The organism is Paenibacillus sp. 2RAB27 (genome assembly GCF_052115445.1).
Taxonomy (GTDB): Bacteria; Bacillota; Bacilli; order Paenibacillales; family NBRC-103111; genus Paenibacillus_E.
Window position 1 is genome coordinate 15,274 of sequence record NZ_JBFRGR010000032.1, and the last position, 18,663, is coordinate 33,936.

The window sequence follows — 18,663 nt, forward strand, 5'->3', positions numbered from 1 at the left end:
CGTGTAAACGGTAGTTTTGACGGGAACACTACTAAATACACGTAGCTTGGCATCTGCCTGCGCGAAAGAAGAGGAGACCCCTCTTCTTTTTCTGCGTACTGGGGAAGGAAAACGGTGATGATAAAAGAAATGATCGTTGTGGAAGGCAAGGACGATACAGCTGCAATCAAACGGGCTGTGCAGGCGGATACCATTGAAACAGGCGGTTCTGCCATCGGACAAGCCGTACTGAAGCGGATTGCGTTGGCTCAGCAGCGCAGAGGCGTCATTATATTCACGGATCCGGATCACGCAGGGGAACGGATACGCAAAATCGTGGCAGCGAAGGTACCTGGCTGCAAGCATGCCTTCATTACGCAGGAGCAAGCGGCGTATAAGGGCGACATCGGTGTCGAGAACGCGACGCCGGAGACGATCCGTCAGGCGCTGCAGAGCCTGCGGACAGAGTATAACGCTGTCGTCTCGCAGCTGACGATGGAGGATCTGATCGCTGCCGGTCTCATCGTGCATCCGGATGCGGCTGCTCGCCGCTTGGCCGTAGGCAATGCGCTGGGCATTGGTTATTGCAATGGCAAGCAATTTTATAAGCGCTGCGCCATGTTTCAGATTTCTCGTGAAGAATTTGAGGCGGCGCTCGAACATTTGAATCAGTAGAATCCCTAGAACCCTATAGATACGAGGTCTATACTATGAATATAACCGGACAAGAGGTTGTTGTAACAGCAGAAGATGTGGCAACACCAAGTAAAACCAAACAAATTATTAAGAAAAATGGTCTAGTGCTGAAGAAAAGCTTAGGCCAGAACTTCTTAATTGATCAAAATATATTGAGCAAAATCGTCTTGGCTGCTGAGCTCGGGCCTACGAAGGCTGCGCTCGAGATCGGCCCTGGCATCGGCGCGCTCACACAGCAGCTAGCCAAGCTCGCTGGCCGCGTGCTGGCCGTCGAGATCGATCAGCGCCTGCTGCCCATCCTGGACGAGACGCTGGCTCCTTACCCCCATGCCACTGTCGTTCATGGGGATATCTTGAAGACGAACCTGCCGGAGCTGTTCCGGCAGCATTTCGAAGGCATGGAAGGCGTCAGCGTTGTCGCCAACTTGCCTTACTACATCACGACGCCAATCATCATGAAGCTTCTCGAAGAGAAGCTTCCCCTGGAGAATATCGTCGTGATGATTCAAAAAGAAGTAGCCGACCGCATGGCGGCTCGTCCGGGCACCAAAGATTACGGCAGCCTTAGCATTGCCGTGCAGTTCTACTGCGAGCCGGAGCTCGTCACGATCGTGCCTCGCACCGTCTTCGTGCCGCAGCCGAACGTCGATTCCGCCGTTATCCGGCTGCGCGTGCGTCAAGCGCCGCCAGTTGAAGTGGCGGACGTGGACTTCTTCTTCGCTGTCGTCCAAGCGTCCTTCGTTCAGCGTCGCAAAACCCTCTATAATAACCTCGCGGCGAGGTTCTTTACCAAAGAGAACAAGCCTGAGCTGGAAGCGTTGCTGCATGGCATTCAGATCGAGCCTTCACGCCGGGGTGAAACACTCAGCATGGAGGAGTTCGCACGCTTGTCTACGGCTCTTCGTGCGCACGGCTGCAAATAACCCGCACCAAATGCCTAGTCTCACCATAGGATACCCTTAGGAGGGGATTTGTGCGATGAGGCAAGGAGATTTTGTTACCCGTATTTCCTATGGCGGCGACGTCGTGTTTAGAATTGAACGAATTGAGCATCTCAAGGCCATTCTGAGGGGTGTCGATTTTCGGTTACTTGCAGATGCGCCGCTCACGGATCTGACGAAAACGAATCCTAAGGAGACCTTAGATCATCCACGGTCAAGCTCGCCTGAATTTCGTGAGTCACTGCGTCGCCTGGCGGTGTCCCAAGTGCAATTGCAGGAGAAGAATCAGATAGCCGTCAATCATAAACAGAAGTCACAACCGACTCATAACAGTTATTTTGAAGTGCCTGGAAGAGTTCTTCACTTGGATGGCGATCCGAGCTATCTGCGAAAAAGTATGCAGCTCTACGGCGAATTGCGCGTACCTGCAGAAGGTTTCTTCGTTCCTGAGGCGCAAATGGCGGAAGCACTGCAAAGATTGCTTCCTCAATATAAACCGGACATTGTCGTCATTACGGGGCATGATGGTATTTTGAAAAATCGGCAAAGCGTGAGCCCGAGCAATCTGTCGAGCTATAAGAATTCCCAAAACTTTGTGAATGCGGTGCGAGTAGCCAGACAATTTGAGAGGAATCGGGATTCCTTAATTATTGTGGCGGGCGCTTGTCAGTCGCATTTCGAAGCGTTATTGCGGGCGGGGGCTAACTTCGCAAGTTCTCCTGCGCGCATACTCATCCACGCCTTAGACCCTTTGTGCATCGCTGCTAAGCTGTCCTATACCCCAACTAGAGAAACGATTTCGATGTTGGATATTATGGATTTGACGGTGACAGGCCTAGAGGGGCTAGGCGGGGTGGAGACGCGGGGCAGTTATCGGATGGGTGTTCCTGGTATTCAGCACACAGAAGAGTCAGTATAGCTGAATTAGGCGCCCTTAGAGGACGACAAGTGGCTTGTAGTTACTTGATGCGAGTGAAACTCTAGCCAAATTGTGCGATTCAAAGCAACACTTTCTGTTATGAACTCCGTATGGAGGGTGACAGAAAGTGTTCTTTTTTTTATCCACGGCAGGCCGTTAAGCCTTGGTGTTTGCTCATCTTCGTGAGTCTAGGGGAAGAAGTTTCTCCTTAACTGGAAAAGTGTGAATAATTTGCGAACATTGGTGACAACCTGAAGGGAGGAGAAATCGGAAAACCTACAAAAATGCCGTTGACAACGGGATTGGGGTGCTGATATAATATTTGCCCTCATTTGACATGATGGGGTGAATGGGTTATAATTGACAAGGAAAGAGGTGGTAGTTGACAATGGCAAAAAATGCGCTATTGGAAATCAAACGCAGTTTGGAGCCCCATGTTGGGCAGAAGATCATGTTGAGAGCGAATGGTGGCCGTCGTAAGACTGTCGAGCGTTCCGGTGTTTTAGAAGAAACCTACCCTTCTGTGTTTATTGTGAAATTAGATCAAGAATCCCATGCCTTCAAACGAGTGTCATACAGCTACGCCGATATCCTAACCGAGTCCGTTGAAGTTACCGTATGCAACGATGATGGTCAGGTTCGCATCACTTACATACAGCATTAGCTTAATAGCGTTCCGATATTGAACAGGCCCTTGTGGCCTGTTTTTGCTTTGATTGATAAGAGTTTATAAGTTTTCAAGGACGGCGTAGCCGTTCATTTTGTATCTATCCGAACTATCAGGGCATAATACTATAATCGTCATCAATCCATGCTTATGATGGTTGCAGCGATCATTGTGCAAATGATAAGGAGGATTTGGTATGAGTCGAAGAAGAAGTGTAATGTCTGAGAATTTTAAATATGAGTTAGCGAAGGATCTTGGTTTTTACGATGTCGTGCAGCGAGAAGGCTGGTCAGGGATTCGAACTAAGGATGCAGGGAATATGGTGAAGCGGGCGATTCAAATAGCACAGGAGCATCTGGCCAAGCAATATGTTTCAGCTCCGACGAATGCTTATAACTCCTCGTCTAACTATCATCAGCCAACCGCAAGTCAGCCGGCATTTAATGGACAGGGCTATACAAACTATTCACCGTCATATAACAGTCATCATCAGCAACAAACGGGGGCTACGAATAATCCGCCGGCTGGCTACCAGCAGTCCTACCAGCAGTCCGGACAAGGAATGCAACGTCCGAATTACAGCTAAAGCAAATGCTTTAGCTTTTTTTTTATGCTTTTGTTATAATATCGGGGTGGCTAACGAGCAAAAGAAGGTGATCGGATGAAGATTTTTGAGAAAGCACCGGCTAAAATTAATTTGTCTCTTGATGTTTTACATAAAAGGCCAGACGGTTACCATGAAGTTGAGATGGTAATGACGATGGTGGACTTGGCTGATCGGATCGAAATGCAGGAGATGGCGCGCGACACGATTATTATATCGAGTCAGGCGGGGTATATTCCGCTCGATGAGAAGAATCTAGCCTTTCAGGCTGCGCGTCTCATTAAAGACCGCTACGACGTCAAACAGGGCGTCTATATTCACTTAGACAAGCGGATACCAGTGGCTGCTGGTTTGGCCGGCGGGAGCAGTGACGCAGCAGCAACCTTGCGAGGGCTCAACCGTCTCTGGAATCTGAATATCCCAAATGAGGAGCTTCAGGTGCTAGGCGCAGAGCTTGGCTCGGATGTGCCTTTCTGTGTGACAGGAGGAACTGCTCTTGCTACGGGGCGTGGCGAGAAGCTGGAGCATATCTCAGCGCCACCTCAGTGCTGGGTTGTCCTAGCGAAGCCGCCTATTAATGTGTCGACCTCAGAGATCTACGGAAAGCTGAACGCGAGAGAGATCAAGCATCATCCTTCTACGTCGGGTGTATTAAGTGCGATACGGGACAAGCAGTTCGATCGTTTGTGCGATAATCTAGGCAATGTCCTGGAGGAAGTAACGCTGGATCTGTACCCAGAGGTCAGGCATCTGAAGGAGTGTATGCAACGCTTAGGGGCAGACGGTGTATTGATGTCGGGCAGCGGGCCAACCGTCTTCGGTCTTGTTTCCAAGGAGGCGAAAGTGCCGCGCATCTATAACGGGCTGCGAGGCTTTTGTAAGGATGTTTACGCTGTGCGCATGCTGACCTAAAGTAGCTTAGTTGAGCCCCGTGACGGGGCTCTTTTTTCATCTTAAGGGGCATATTGGAAAGAGAAGGTGACGAATCCTAGGCGATGTTAGATGTATGTTAAGTTTGTGTTAACATATTTTTCATGGTTCGCTTGAACAAATACGTATAAAAGTGGTATATTTTCATTATAATATTCGGATTTTGGGGGGTAGTGCGATGAAAAAGTTGAAAAGGAGCGCTAGGCTGGTAGAAATGACACAATATTTGTTATTTCGCCCCCACTCGTTAATCCCTTTAACGACTTTTGCCGAGCGTTACAACTCCGCGAAATCTTCCATAAGCGAAGATCTTGCCATCATCAAGGAAGTTTTTGAAGAAGAAGGATTGGGCGAACTGAATACGCTGGCCGGAGCGGCTGGGGGCGTGAAGTTTTCACCGAAGGTACCCAAAGAAATATCACTGAAGTTTATCCAGAACCTATGTTTACAACTTCAACAACCAGAACGGATTCTTCCGGGCGGCTATTTGTATATGTCAGATATCATGGGACAACCCCAGTATTTGAACGAAATTGGCAAAACCTTTGCATCCGCTTTCGCAGGTCGCGACGTGGACGTGATTATGACCGTTGAAACCAAAGGAATACCGCTCGCGTATGCGACGGCCACTTATATGAATTTGCCAGTTGTAATTGTACGTAGAGACAGCCGAGTGACGGAAGGTTCTGCTGTTAGCATTAACTATGTGTCGGGCTCCAACAAGCGAATCCAGACCATGTCACTTGCAAGGCGCGCATTGAAGGAAGAATCCAAGGTGCTGATCATCGATGACTTCATGCATGTTGGCGGAACGATTCATGGCATGATGGACCTGCTAGCCGAGTTTAAAGCAACTGTACAAGGTGTTGGCGTATTCATGGAATCCTGCGAGGCCGAGGAGCAGTTGGTGGATAACTACGTGTCACTAGCTCGGCTATATGGCGTAGACTCCAAGACGAAACAAATTACGGTAGAGCCTGGCAACTATTTTGACGCTAAATAAAAGGAGATTCGTACAAATATGGAATTCATTTCAACATCAGCAGCACCTGCTGCTATCGGACCTTACTCACAAGCGGTTAAACTGGGTAACCTGTTGTTTACTTCCGGACAAATCCCGCTAGGCTTAGATGGTCAAATCGTAGAAGGCGGCATCAAGGAACAGGCGCATCAAGTTTTTGCAAACTTGCAAGGCGTGCTTGAGGCAGCAGGTTCATCATTCGGCCAAGTTGTGAAGGCGACTGTATTTCTGAAGGACATGAACCAATTTGGCGAGCTTAATGAGATCTATGCAAGCTACTTCGGTGACCACAAACCTGCTAGATCTACCGTTGAAGTTGCAAGATTACCTCGTGATGTTTTTGTCGAAATTGAACTAATTGCTGTGATTCCTGTCGAAATTTAACAGAAACATTAAGAACACATTAAATTATCAAAAATTTCAAAATAATAAGAAGGAATTTGCATGGAGATGTTGAATATATCACCCAAGTCTCAGAGATGGAAAAAGGTGGTGAACACAAGTGCAAATTACAGATGTAAGACTCCGCCGGGTAAACTCCGAGGGGAGGATGAAGGCGATTGCTTCTATTACCATTGATAACGAGTTCGTCGTACACGACATTCGTGTCATCGATGGCAATAACGGAATGTTCGTTGCTATGCCGAGCAAGCGAACACCAGACGGTGAATTCCGCGACATCGCTCATCCGATTTCGTCCACAACTCGTGAGAAAATTCAAGCAGCAGTACTTGCTGAATATGATCGCGCGGCTGTAGAAGAGGAAGTTATTGAAGAAGGCGCATAATTCAGATTATTGAGAGAGCCCTTGGGGCTCTCTTTTCTTTTGACAGGTAATGATGCTATATTGGGGGAAGAACTCATCGTTTTAGAGATAAGCTTTAGAGAGATATAAAGAGAAATCATGAATTCATAATAAAGGAGTTGGATATTCGTTGAAGCTCATGGCAATTGTGTTGGCTGCAGGACAAGGGAAACGAATGAAATCAAAGCTATACAAGGTGCTTCACCCGGTTGTTGGTAAACCGATGGTGGGTCACGTTGTAGATACGCTGGAACATATAGAAGTAACGCAAACCGTGGTGGTGGTTGGATTTGGTGCAGAAGCTGTAAAAGGCTACTTAGGTGATCGTGCCCAGTATGCGCTGCAAGAGCAACAGTTAGGAACGGGTCATGCCGTGCTTCAGGCCAAGGATCTACTTGGTGAGGAAGAGGGGATGACGGTTGTCATTTGCGGCGATACGCCTCTAATTACGGCAGCTACACTGAAAGAGACGATTGAACTACATCAACAATCGGGCGCAGCAGCGACGATTCTCACAGCGAAGTTGGGTGAGCCGACAGGTTACGGACGTATTATTCGCGGAGAAGATGGGCGCGTAGCACGTATCGTTGAGCAGAAGGATTGCTCCCCAGAGGAAGCCGCTGTTCAGGAGATTAACACGGGTACGTACATTTTTAATAATCGCAAAATGTTCAAAGCGCTAGCGTCAGTTACGAACAAGAATGTACAGAATGAGTACTATTTGACTGATGTTATCGGGATTATGACAAGTGCTGGCGAAGTTGTTCAAGGGTATTGCATGGCAGATCCAGCTGAATCGATTGGTGTGAACGATCGTGTGGCATTGTCCGAAGCGGAGCAACTGTTCAAAGCGCGGATTAACCACGAGCATATGTTGAATGGGGTTACGATTATCGATCCAATCAATACGTATATCGAGAAGGATGTAACGATTGGCGCAGATACGGTTCTGCTACCAGGGACGATATTGCGCGGAAACACCCAGATTGGTGAACTGTGTACGATTGGACCGCAAACTGAAATCATCGATTCCATTATTCGGGACGAAGTAACAATTAAGCAATCTGTTCTTCAAGAGGCTTATGTGGATAGTGAAACATCGATTGGGCCATTCGCGTATTTACGACCTGGCGCTAAGCTTGGCAAACAAGTGAAGGTTGGCGATTTCGTTGAGATCAAAAATGCGACGCTGGGTGAAGGAACGAAGGTTTCTCATTTGAGCTACGTTGGTGACGCAGTGGTTGGCACGAATGTGAACATCGGCTGCGGTGCTATAACGGTGAATTATGATGGGTTTAATAAAAACCTAACGGAAATCGGAAATGATGCGTTTATTGGCAGTAATGTCAATTTGATTGCGCCTGTGAAAATCGGCGATGGGGCTTATGTGGTCGCTGGCACCACGATCACACATAATGTGAACGAAGGTGATCTGTCTATCGCTCGTGTACGCCAAGAGAATAAAGCGGGTTATGCTGATAAAATTAAAGCGCGGATGAAGGCGAAGAAAGAAAATAAGGGTCGTTGATGGACCGTGCGTTGCCATATACGACGGAGTGATTGAGCAATAGGAATGGAACCTCTTAAGGCGGGGTACGCTAGCAATGAAGTGCTGCCCACTCAGCTTGGTTTACGTGGAAGCGTCCAGGCTGAGCGAGACCGATAGAGGTTCTTTTTCGTAAGCTAGTCCATGGATCAGCATCCAAATTAGGGTGTGTCCCTTCAATGAAAGCGCTTAATATCCAGGCCGCGAAACAAAAGTATGCTTCTTTCTGCTATAAAAGATACGATTAATCTTAACGAAATGACGGTTGTACATTTCAACGAAGCCTATATCCTTGTGCAGATTTTGATAGTATACTTGGACGGGTACGTCCGCATCGATATGATCTTGAAAATGATCATCTTCTGTAAGCTGTTGTCCATGAAGATACATCGTTCTTTTATCACCTACAGCTTTTATGGGATGGATAACATTAGGTAACAGGTATATTGTAAACAATAACCTTTAGAAGCGGGTTCCGCAAAGGTTTTTTAGTTTATCGATAGTTGAAAAAGAAAGTATTCATTTTTACTTTCTAGTCAACCTGGACAAACACGCTCGTCCCTCGAAGGACGGCGTATCCGTTTATCTATGGGGGGATTTTGAAAATTATGAAATGTTTTATCGGACTAGGAAATCCGGGAAAGCAGTATGAGCTAAATCGGCACAATGTTGGATTCATGGCAATTGATCGCTTTGCCGCCAAGTGGGGGATTACCTCTTTTCAGAATAAAGGAAAAGGGCTGCTCGCAGAAGGTAATGTGAACGGGACGAAGGTATATTTATTGAAACCAATGACGTACATGAACCTTTCAGGTGAATCCATGCGCGCCTTCCTTGATTTCTATAAAGCGAAATTGGAAGATGTCGTGATTGTTTATGATGATATGGACACATCCTTCGGTCAGATTCGTCTTCGTTATCAAGGGAGTCCAGGCGGACATAACGGTATTAAGTCCATTATTCAGCATGGGGGCACACAGATCTTTAATCGGATTCGAATTGGTGTGAATCGCCCGGCACCGGGCTATAATATTGCGGATTATGTACTGTCTAACTTTTCCAAAGATGAGATGAAATCCATTAACGACGTACTGGATTTAACCTGCGATGCCATGGAGTTTAGTTTGGGCGAGTCCTTCGAGAAAACGATGGCTAAGTTTAATAAATAATCACCACATGTAAACCTGCTGTATATAAGATGATATGTAAGCTCCATATTCGAAAATGACAATGGCAGATTCGGCTAAGTATTCCGAAGAATGGTCATACTAGGATGTAATCGAATTGTCGAAGGAGGCATACATATGATCAAGTATATTTGCAGGCATTGTCATACCTTTGTTGGGGAAATTAATCAGCGTGCGATTACCGAGCAGCAGTTAGGCTTCCATTTCTTGACCCCTGATGAGCGTAGAGATATAATATCGTATAATACGAACGGAGATGTTACGGTTAGGGTCGTTTGCGACTACTGTCATGAGGCATTAGAAGCGAACCCAGAATTATCCCTGCTAGCCAGTCCGTTGCAATAATTTATGATGAAGATAAAGAGTTAATAGCCGAGGCAAGTGTGCCGAGGCTTCTTTTTGTGAGGGGAGTGTACTTGTTTGCAAGCTTTAATTCAAGCTTTTTCTGCGGATTCCGACTTTCAAACGATCGTGACAGGCCTCAAGTCCGAAATGAAAGAGCAGCTCATCGCCGGTTTAACTGGCTCCTCCAGACAAGTGATGTTTGCCTCACTTGCGCGTGAGCTGGAGCGTCCGCTTTTCGTTGTTACGCACAATATGTTCGCTGCGCAAAAAATAGCGGAAGACCTCTTGGAGTGTCTGTCCCCTGATGAAGTGCTGCTCTATCCATCTCAAGAGCTTCTGACGACAGAAGAAGCGGCTTCAAGCCCAGAGATGCTAGCGCAGCGTATTGACGTTCTCACTAAACTTGCTGGCGGATTCCGCGGTGTAGTTATTGCACCTTTTGCTGGTGTGCGAAGATTGCTGCCACTCAAACAGGTGTTCGAGGAATCCCGAGTAACGATTAATGTCGGTGACACGGTTCAATTAGACGAGCTGCTGGCTTCTTTATCCAGTCTAGGCTATGAACGGGTTGAACGCGTAGAAACCAAAGGCGAAATGAGTGTGCGAGGCGGTATTCTCGATTTATTTCCGCTAACGTCGGAGAATGCGATTCGGATTGAGCTGTTTGATATCGAAGTCGACTCTATTCGGACTTTCGATGTAAGTGACCAACGGTCAATTGATAAACTAACAACGGTGACGATCCCCCCATGCCGCGAGATTCAAGCGGATAGAAAGCGGTTACAGTCAGCCGCACAGCACGCATATGAGCTGCTGCAAGCGCAGTTGGCGAAGATGAGCGAACGCTCAGCCAAAGACAAGCTGTTGGAGGTCGTAGGCCGCGATATCGAGCTTATGCGAGAAGGGCAGACGTTCCCAGGCATTTATAAATATATTTCTCTCCTATACACGGAAAGACAGACACTCATGGACTACATGCCCACAGACTCGATTCTCATTATCGACGAGCCTGCCCGCCTCCTGGAAACAGCGAAGCAGCTCGAGCGTGATGAAGCCGAGTGGATGATGCATGCGTTGACTGAGGGGAAGAGCTTGCCGGCTTTTGTGCTGTCCAAATCTTACGAGACCCTGCTGCACCGCAGACCGTTCCCGACGTTGTATGTGTCCCTTTTCCTTCGTCAGGTAGCGGGTATTCAGCCGCAGAATATCGTGAACTTCGTATGCCGTGTCATGCAAAACTTCCATGGGCAGATGAATCTTCTCAAGGCGGAGATGGAGCGGTGGAAGAAGAATGGCAGTAAGGTCATTCTTCTAGCGAATGGCGATGACCGTGCAGAACGTGTACGTCGTGTTCTTGGCGACTACCAGATTGAAGTTCCTGAGATTGTAGATGGCAATCTGCAAACAGGCTTTGAAATGCCTTCCATTCATCTCGTCGTGATTACAGAGGGTGAGATATTCACTCAGAAGCAGCGTAAAGCACGTAAAGTGGAGAAGAAGCTGGAGAACGCAGAACGGATCAAAAGCTATCAAGAGCTGAAGGTCGGCGATTACGTTGTTCACGTCAATCACGGGATCGGGAAATACGTTGGCATCGGCACGTTAGAGGTTGGCGGGATTCATAAGGATTATTTGCATATTATGTACGCCGGCGGCGATAAGCTGTCTGTTCCGATTGATCAAATTGATTTGATTCAGAAGTATGTCGGTTCCGAAGAGAAAGAACCGAAGGTATATAAACTTGGCGGCGCTGATTGGGCACGGGTGAAAAGCAAAGCACGCGCATCCGTCAAAGATATTGCTGATGAGCTGATTAAGCTGTATGCCGAGCGTCAAGCTGCGACGGGTTACGGATTTAGCAAGGATAGCTCCTATCAGAACGAGTTCGAAGCGATGTTTCCTTACGATGAAACACGGGATCAACTTCGTGCGATTGAAGAAATTAAAACGGATATGGAAAAAGCGCGTCCTATGGATCGATTGTTATGCGGAGACGTTGGCTACGGCAAAACCGAAGTTGCCGTTCGTGCAGCCTTCAAGGCAGCGATTGACGGGAAACAGGTTGCTGTTCTCGTACCAACGACGATTTTGGCGCAGCAGCATTATGAAACGTTCCGTGAACGCTTCTCCGGTTATCCGTTCAATGTAAAAGTGTTAAGTCGTTTCCGTTCGAAGAAAGAACAGACGGAGGTCATGAAAGGGGTCAAGAAAGGCGTCGTTGACGTCGTGATTGGAACTCATCGCCTCTTGTCGCAAGACATTCAGTTTAAGGATCTAGGTTTGCTCATCGTCGATGAGGAGCAGCGCTTCGGTGTGTCCCACAAAGAGAAGCTCAAGCGTTTGAAGACGAACGTGGACGTGCTGACGCTAACGGCGACGCCAATTCCAAGAACGTTGCATATGTCCATGCTGGGCGTTCGTGACTTGTCAGTTATTGAAACCCCGCCAGAGAACCGCTTCCCGGTTCAGACCTATGTGGTGGAATACGGGCCGACGCTGGTTAGAGAAGCTATCGAACGTGAGCTAGCGCGTGAGGGGCAAGTCTATTATCTTTACAATCGCGTGCAAGGCATTACACAAATCGCTGATCAAATCTCGATGATGATTCCGGATGCACGTGTAACCGTAGCGCATGGTCAAATGGGTGAGCAGGAGCTCGAGAAAACGATTCTCGATTTCTTGGACGGGGAGTACGATGTTCTCGTCAGCACGAGCATTATCGAAACCGGCGTAGACATCCCGAATGTGAATACACTTATTGTCCATGATGCGGATAAAATGGGCCTTTCTCAGCTCTATCAGCTGCGCGGACGTGTAGGCAGGTCGAATCGCGTCGCTTATGCGTATTTCACGTATCAGCGTGATAAAGTGCTGACAGAAGTAGCCGAGAAACGACTTCAAGCGATTAAAGAGTTTACAGAACTTGGTTCAGGCTTTAAAATTGCGATGAGGGACTTATCCATTCGTGGCGCAGGAAACTTATTGGGTGCTGAACAGCACGGCTTTATTGCATCTGTCGGCTTTGATTTGTACTCGCAAATGTTAGCCGAAGAAATTGCAAAGCTGAAGCTTGCGATAGATGGAGAAGCGGTCATTCCAGAACCGGAATGGCATACGTCAATCGACATTCAATTGGATGCGTATCTGCCATCTGATTACATCTATGACAGCATGCAAAAAATCGAAATTTACAAAAAAGTGGCCGCCATTCGTACGCTGGAAGAAGCCGCGGATCTGCATGATGAGCTCGTTGATCGCTTCGGCGATCTGCCGCAGGCCGTGTTCAACCTACTGACAGTGGCTCGTTTGAAAGCATACGGTTCGGATTACCGGATTGAAACGATTAGCCAAAAAGGGGAGGATTACCTAATCAAGGTGCATATCGACCAGAATGGCAGGCTGGATGGCCAGAAGCTGCTCGCCTTGTCCAAAGGCTTTGATGGTCGTATCAAATTGAACGCAGATCCGCAGCTACTTATTGTTATCCGATTTAAAGGCATGAAGCCGGAAGCCTCCATCGAATTGTTGGAGAAATTCTTGGTACAATATAAGGATGTTCTGAAAACGAAAGGGGAATTACAGGATGTTGCCAAATGAAACTAGCAGACAACGACGTACTTCGAAAAAATGGATATTAAGTTTGGTGACAGTAGTCCTTGCATTCTCTGTCCTCAGCGCGTGTGGAGACAAAAAGGAAGGCGCTGCAACAGCTTCGCCTTCCGCATCAGCGGCTGCTACAGGTAATCCAAGCGATATTATTGCTACGTACAAAGAAGGCGGGAAAATTACACGGGGTGAATTCAATTCTTTCATCAACGTAAATAAAATGTTTTCCCCGCAATTAGCTCAATACTTGGCAGATCCAGCTTTTCAACAAGATATGTTGAAGCAAATGGTTACTTTCCGTGTTCTTTCCGCTAAAGCGGACGACAAAGTGAAAGCGGATGCTGACAAACAAGTAACAGAGCAAATGAAAGCCATCACCGATTACTTCGGTAAGCAAGAAGGCGGAATGGACAAGCAGTTGAAAGACAACGGGATCGAATTGAAAGATATCGAGTCCTTGATGAAATTAAGCTTCTACACAATGGGCAGCATGGAAAGCAAAATTACGGACCAAGCGGTTCAAGATGCTTACAAAGAACAGGCAGCTGCACATGCGTTTGACGTTGCAACCGTTAGTCACATCCTGATCGCGTTGAAGGATTCTGCAACACAAAAAGATCTTCGTACGAAAGAAGAGGCGCTCAAGATAGCGAAAGAAGTAAAGGCGAAGTTGGATGCAGGCGGCGATTTCGCAGCACTTGCGAAAGAATTCTCTGATGATCCAGGTTCCAAGGATGTAGGCGGTACGTACAAAGATGCGAACATCAATGAATGGGTAACAGAGTTCAAAGATGCAGCAAGCACGCTTCCATTGAACAAAATCAGTGATCCTGTAGAATCCACTTTCGGTTATCACGTGATGAAAGTAGAATCCAGAAGCACGAAGCAACTGGATGATACACTTAAAACACAAATCAAATCTCAGCTTGCAGAGAAATCCTTGTCTGAATTTGCTGAAACGGAGTATCCGAAATTGATCGAAACGAATAACCTTCCTAAAGTGGAAGCGGCGCCAGCGCCAGCAGCTAGCCCTGCAGCTAGTCCTGCAGCAAGCCCGGCGGCAAAGTAAGAACTTACCAGGATGTCCGATAAGGGACATCCTGTTTTTATTTCACATTTTTGGACATGATAAGCGCAGCAGGGTGCAGAGCTAAATAAAGTAAATTGCTTAGTCGAGGCGTCTGCATAGAAGAATGGGAAGTGAAGAATACTATGGATAGATTTCAAGTTCCCACCAAATCCCGATCTAGCATACAAGGTTTCATGCTCGTGTCGTATCTAATTCGAAAGCGGAAAGTGAGGCATCTAGAGGTATGAAAGCAACTGGAATTGTCCGTCGGATAGATGATTTAKGGAGAGTTGTAATCCCCAAGGAAATACGGCGCACCCTACGCATTCGTGAAGGTGACCCTTTGGAAATTTTCGTGGATCGTGATGGAGAAGTTATTCTGAAGAAGTATTCACCGATTGGTGAGCTTGGTGATTTTGCGAAGGAATATGCGGAGTCCCTGTTTGAAAGCACCAATCATGTTGCCTTGATTTCGGATCGAGATAATATTATTGCTATGGCTGGCGGATCTAAGAAGGATTACTTAGAGAAATCAGTTGGGGCGATCATAGAGTCTTGCATGGAAAATCGTAAGGCTGTTATTGAAAGCAGTTCAGGTCAATTCGAGATTATTAAGGATAACAATGAAACATTCACTTCCTTCGTAGCTGCGCCAATTGTAGCAGGAGGAGATCCCATTGGTTCGGTAATCCTGATTTCGAAGGACGAGAATGTGAAAATGGGTAATATGGAAGTTAAAATGGTTGAGACTGCTGCGGGATTCCTAGCGAAGCAGATGGAGCAATGAACACATAATTCCAAACGAAGGCTTCCTTACGGAGATGATGCATCTGTAAGCGAAGCTTTTTTTGTCTGAACTGGCAGATTTCGCTATAATACGTACATAGGAAACATGTTGGTGTAAAGGAGTAAATCGGAATGAGGGTCACCGGCAAGGAGCAAGATCAGCAGAAACAAGGGCTCCAGAGGCATGGTGATGGTAAACAGAACAAGCTGTTAAAGGGCGCTGCGCTGCTTGGGGGTGCGGCTGTGCTCTCTAAGCTACTAGGGACGCTGCAGAAGATTCCTTTGCAAAACGTAGCTGGAGATGTAGCTTTTGGTATTTATAATGCGGTTTATCCGCTCTATATTCTGATCTTATTTGCAGCCACGGCTGGATTTCCAGTCGCGGTGTCTAAATTTGTAGCCGAACGCGTCATGGAAGGAGATCATCCAGGCGCGAAACGGATTGTGGTCGTCTCATCTGCGCTATTAATGAGTGCAGGGCTTCTCTTATTTCTCCTGCTGTATCTTGGTGCGGAGACGATCGCTGGCTGGATTGGCATTACGCAGACCGCGACAGCGATCCGCAGTGTATCTTTTGCCCTGCTCTTATCTCCCGTTCTTGCTGTCCTGCGAGGGTATTTCCAAGGGTATCAAAACATGGTGCCTACCGCGGTCTCGCAAGTCATCGAACAGCTCATTCGTGTAATTACAATGGTCGCGCTATTGTTGTATCTGGTGGCGCTTGCCTATGATGAGGCCTGGATCGCGGCAGGGGCCACATTTGGCTCTGTGACAGGCGCTGGAGCGGGTCTAGTGGTGATGGCTGTGTTTTGGCGGCGAGAGCGACGTCAGGATGCTAGGAAAGCGACAGCAGCCGGCTCAGAAATGGAGCAAGCGATCTCATCTTGGCAATGGGCCAAACGAATTACGGTATATGCGATCCCAGTCTGTCTAGGTGCTATCGTCGTGCCGCTGCTCACGCTCGTGGATACGTTCACCATGCCACGGTTGCTTGAAGCTTCGTTCGGCAGCGAGCTGGAGGCCATGCGTCAGTTTGGTCTTTATAACCGTGGGTTTCCACTTGTCCAGTTGGTCGTGATGGTGGCCTCCTCGATGTCGGCTGTCTTGGTGCCGGCTATTGCGGAAGCTAAGCTAAGCGGGCGAGTGGATCTCATCCGCTTTCGCGCGGAGATGTCCGTCAGGCTCGCATGGTTGATCGGGCTTGGCGCGTCGTTTGGCCTCGCCTTCTTGGCCGTTCCGATCAACCTGATGCTCTATACGAGCACCGAGGCGAGCTGGACGATGGCCGTGTTGGCCTTCACGGCCTTATTTAGTACGCTGAACGCTGTCAGTGCCAGCGTTCTCCAGGGCGCCGGCGCGATCCGCACACCGGCGAATGCCCTGCTCGTTGCCATCGTGCTGAAAGCACTCGGCAACATCGTGTTGGTGCCCCGCTGGGGCATCGACGGCGCCGCGCTCAGCGCGGTGATCGCCTACGCCGCTGCGGCGGGGCTGAACCTGGTGCAGCTGCGCCGCAGCACCGGGGTGCGCTTCGCGCTGCGGCCGTACGCCGTCAGTCCCACGCTTGCCGTGGGGCTGATGGGCGGAGGCCTCGCAGCGCTGCAAGGGCTAGCCATGCTCGCTACGGCGGCATGGCACGTGCCTGAGCGATGGGGCGCTAGCGCCATCGCTCTCATAGGCGTAGCCGGCGGCGCGGCCGTCTACGCGCTTGCGCTGCTGCGCAGCGGCAGCATCAGCCGCGATGAGCTGCGGCTGATGCCGGAGCTGGAGCGGAAGCTGGCGCCGCTCCTCGCGAAGCTGCGGCCGCGGAGGTCTTCGCGCCGCCGTCCCAAGTAGCGGCTGTTTTACACCGGCCAACTAACTTCCACAAATTTACCCTACTCGGCAAATTTTAAATAACCATTAATCAGGAGGTGTCATCCCATGTCAACAAGCAACCCGCGCATTACCGTCCTTGGACTCGGGACAGGAGACGAAGATCAATTAACCTTAGGCGTATGGAAGAAGCTTCAACTAGCTGCAAAATCACAAGCGAGGCTATTCCTGCGGACGAAAGATCATCCGATGGTACAACTGTTGGATGTGGGCGAGATTCCTTACGAAACGTTCGATACGAATTACATGTCGAATGAGACGTTCGAGGGAGTGTATGAGTCCATTGCGGAAGAATTAATCACGGCAGCGAAAAGCCATGCGACTGAAGTGCTTTACGCTGTCCCTGGTCATCCCATGGTAGCGGAGTATACGGTGCAACTTCTGAAACAACGCTGCCCATCTGAGGGTATCGAACTGCAAATCACAGGTGGAGAAAGCTTCTTAGACCAAGCCTTCTTACGATTTGGCTTCGATCCGATCGACGGCTTCCAGTTGCTGGATGCGACGAGCATCAGTCGCTATGCATTAAATCCACAGCTGCATACGGTGATTGGGCAAGTATACGATACGTACACAGCCTCTGATTTGAAAATCAGCCTGATGGATGCCTATCCAGACGAGTATAAGGTCGTTGTTGGCCACTCCTTGGGGGTGGTGGGACAGGAGCAGATCATCGAAGTACCGCTCCACGAGCTAGATCATGTCAAAGGTTATGGCAATCTGTCGCTAGTATGGGTGCCACGCAGTGAGCAGGAGGGGCCGTACAATCGGACATTTGGTAAGCTGCATGAGATCGTTCAGATCCTGCGAAGCCCAGAAGGTTGTCCGTGGGATCGTGAACAGACTCATGAGAGTCTGCGCAAGAATCTGATTGAGGAAGCGTACGAAGTGCTGGAAACCATTGATGAAGATGATCCGGATCACATGTGTGAGGAGCTTGGCGATTTGCTTTTACAAGTCATGCTGCATGCGCAAATGGAAGAGGAGATCGGCACGTTCTCCGTGTATGATGTGATCGCTACGTTGAATGAGAAGTTAATCCGCCGTCATCCGCATGTGTTCGGGGAGTCGAAAGCAGATGATGCTGATGAAGCGTTAGTCAATTGGAATGCAATTAAGGTCGAAGAGAAGCGAAAGAAAGGCATCGATGTTACGCAGCAGTCTGTGCTGGATGGTATTCCGCGAGAACTGCCGGGCTTGATGAAGGCAATGAAGCTGCAGAAGAAAGCGGCGACGGTTGGTTTTGACTGGACAGAGCTTGATGATGTGCTTGCTAAGGTGGAAGAAGAGCTCGTTGAGCTGCGAGAGGCGATTGCGTTAGGGGCGAAAGACGGGGCTCAGCAGCGTCGTGACGAGTTGGGGGATGTCCTCTTCTCTATCGTCAATGTTGCTAGATTCCTCAAAGTAGACCCTGAAGAGGCCCTAGCACAAACGAATCGGAAATTTATGCAAAGATTTTCATATATAGAGGAACAACTACGTTTAAAGGGCTTATCTTTTGAACAAACTGGGTTATCAGAGATGGAAGTTTACTGGCAAGAAGCAAAAAAAGTTATAAAACTTGATCAACGATAGAAGGATTTTGCCGAAAAAAGCAGAATACTAGACTTGTTGCAAGGTATAATCATGAAATGTAACCACAGTTGGTACATAGAAGACCTGATCTTCAAACATTTTGGGAGGTAAA

17 protein-coding genes and 1 pseudogene are annotated in these 18,663 nt (G+C 48.3%); 17 read left to right on the top strand and 1 reads right to left on the bottom strand.

Features of this window, described 5'->3' with window-relative positions; translation table 11 throughout:
* Window positions 1-117: 117 nt before the first annotated feature.
* The 10 genes and pseudogenes from rnmV (at window position 118) to glmU (ending at window position 8,090) form a co-directional block, all read left to right on the top strand.
* Window positions 118-654, top strand: coding sequence for a ribonuclease M5 (rnmV, locus tag AB4114_RS28610; protein ID WP_441991541.1), 537 nt, complete (start codon window positions 118-120; stop codon window positions 652-654).
* Window positions 655-689: 35 nt separating this feature from the next.
* Window positions 690-1,598 carry a 16S rRNA (adenine(1518)-N(6)/adenine(1519)-N(6))-dimethyltransferase RsmA gene (gene rsmA, locus AB4114_RS28615; protein WP_441991513.1) on the top strand — a complete coding sequence of 303 codons (909 nt, stop codon included), beginning with the start codon at window positions 690-692 and terminating at the stop codon, window positions 1,596-1,598.
* 55 nt (window positions 1,599-1,653) lie between these two features.
* Window positions 1,654-2,535 carry a sporulation peptidase YabG gene (gene yabG, locus AB4114_RS28620; RefSeq protein WP_441991514.1) on the top strand — a complete coding sequence of 294 codons (882 nt, stop codon included), beginning with the start codon at window positions 1,654-1,656 and terminating at the stop codon, window positions 2,533-2,535.
* A 388-nt stretch (window positions 2,536-2,923) separates the two neighbouring features.
* Window positions 2,924-3,199 (top strand): biofilm formation stimulator Veg, encoded by a 276-nt coding sequence (gene veg, locus AB4114_RS28625; RefSeq protein ID WP_028557365.1) that lies wholly within the window; start codon window positions 2,924-2,926, stop codon window positions 3,197-3,199.
* A 199-nt stretch (window positions 3,200-3,398) separates the two neighbouring features.
* Window positions 3,399-3,569 (top strand): annotated as a pseudogene (locus AB4114_RS28630) (small, acid-soluble spore protein, alpha/beta type); the annotation flags it as partial.
* Between the two features lie 294 nt (window positions 3,570-3,863).
* Window positions 3,864-4,718 carry a 4-(cytidine 5'-diphospho)-2-C-methyl-D-erythritol kinase gene (gene ispE, locus AB4114_RS28635; RefSeq protein ID WP_056617998.1) on the top strand — a complete coding sequence of 285 codons (855 nt, stop codon included), beginning with the start codon at window positions 3,864-3,866 and terminating at the stop codon, window positions 4,716-4,718.
* Between the two features lie 196 nt (window positions 4,719-4,914).
* Window positions 4,915-5,739, top strand: coding sequence for a pur operon repressor (gene purR / locus AB4114_RS28640; protein WP_171629527.1), 825 nt, complete (start codon window positions 4,915-4,917; stop codon window positions 5,737-5,739).
* Between the two features lie 18 nt (window positions 5,740-5,757).
* Entirely contained in the window at window positions 5,758-6,141 is a 384-nt protein-coding gene (locus AB4114_RS28645; protein WP_441991515.1) for a RidA family protein, read from the top strand.
* 118 nt (window positions 6,142-6,259) lie between these two features.
* Window positions 6,260-6,544 (top strand): septation regulator SpoVG, encoded by a 285-nt coding sequence (gene spoVG / locus AB4114_RS28650; protein WP_028557369.1) that lies wholly within the window; start codon window positions 6,260-6,262, stop codon window positions 6,542-6,544.
* A gap of 148 nt (window positions 6,545-6,692) precedes the next feature.
* Window positions 6,693-8,090 (top strand): bifunctional UDP-N-acetylglucosamine diphosphorylase/glucosamine-1-phosphate N-acetyltransferase GlmU, encoded by a 1,398-nt coding sequence (gene glmU / locus AB4114_RS28655; protein WP_441991516.1) that lies wholly within the window; start codon window positions 6,693-6,695, stop codon window positions 8,088-8,090.
* Between the two features lie 207 nt (window positions 8,091-8,297).
* On the opposite strand, the gene AB4114_RS28660 is transcribed toward glmU, so the two are convergent.
* Window positions 8,298-8,498 (bottom strand): hypothetical protein, encoded by a 201-nt coding sequence (locus tag AB4114_RS28660; protein WP_171629525.1) that lies wholly within the window; start codon window positions 8,496-8,498, stop codon window positions 8,298-8,300.
* 218 nt (window positions 8,499-8,716) lie between these two features.
* On the opposite strand from AB4114_RS28660, the gene pth reads away from it, so the two are divergent.
* The 7 genes from pth (at window position 8,717) to mazG (ending at window position 18,551) form a co-directional block, all read left to right on the top strand.
* The gene (gene pth / locus AB4114_RS28665) at window positions 8,717-9,277 is read left to right on the top strand and encodes an aminoacyl-tRNA hydrolase (protein ID WP_056617983.1); all 561 of its coding nucleotides are present in this window, start codon (window positions 8,717-8,719) and stop codon (window positions 9,275-9,277) included.
* Window positions 9,278-9,412: 135 nt separating this feature from the next.
* Window positions 9,413-9,640 (top strand): anti-sigma-F factor Fin family protein, encoded by a 228-nt coding sequence (locus AB4114_RS28670; protein ID WP_056617980.1) that lies wholly within the window; start codon window positions 9,413-9,415, stop codon window positions 9,638-9,640.
* Between the two features lie 75 nt (window positions 9,641-9,715).
* On the top strand, window positions 9,716-13,237 hold the full coding sequence (gene mfd, locus AB4114_RS28675; RefSeq protein WP_441991517.1) for a transcription-repair coupling factor: 3,522 nt from the start codon (window positions 9,716-9,718) through the stop codon (window positions 13,235-13,237).
* Entirely contained in the window at window positions 13,224-14,315 is a 1,092-nt protein-coding gene (locus tag AB4114_RS28680) for a foldase protein PrsA (protein WP_441991518.1), read from the top strand. Before mfd ends, AB4114_RS28680 begins: the two co-directional genes overlap by 14 nt.
* Before the next feature lie 244 nt (window positions 14,316-14,559).
* The gene (spoVT, locus tag AB4114_RS28685) at window positions 14,560-15,102 is read left to right on the top strand and encodes a stage V sporulation protein T (RefSeq protein WP_441991519.1); all 543 of its coding nucleotides are present in this window, start codon (window positions 14,560-14,562) and stop codon (window positions 15,100-15,102) included.
* A 131-nt stretch (window positions 15,103-15,233) separates the two neighbouring features.
* Window positions 15,234-16,937, top strand: coding sequence for a putative polysaccharide biosynthesis protein (locus AB4114_RS28690; protein ID WP_441991520.1), 1,704 nt, complete (start codon window positions 15,234-15,236; stop codon window positions 16,935-16,937).
* A gap of 87 nt (window positions 16,938-17,024) precedes the next feature.
* Window positions 17,025-18,551 (top strand): nucleoside triphosphate pyrophosphohydrolase, encoded by a 1,527-nt coding sequence (mazG, locus tag AB4114_RS28695; protein ID WP_441991521.1) that lies wholly within the window; start codon window positions 17,025-17,027, stop codon window positions 18,549-18,551.
* Window positions 18,552-18,663: the final 112 nt, after the last annotated feature.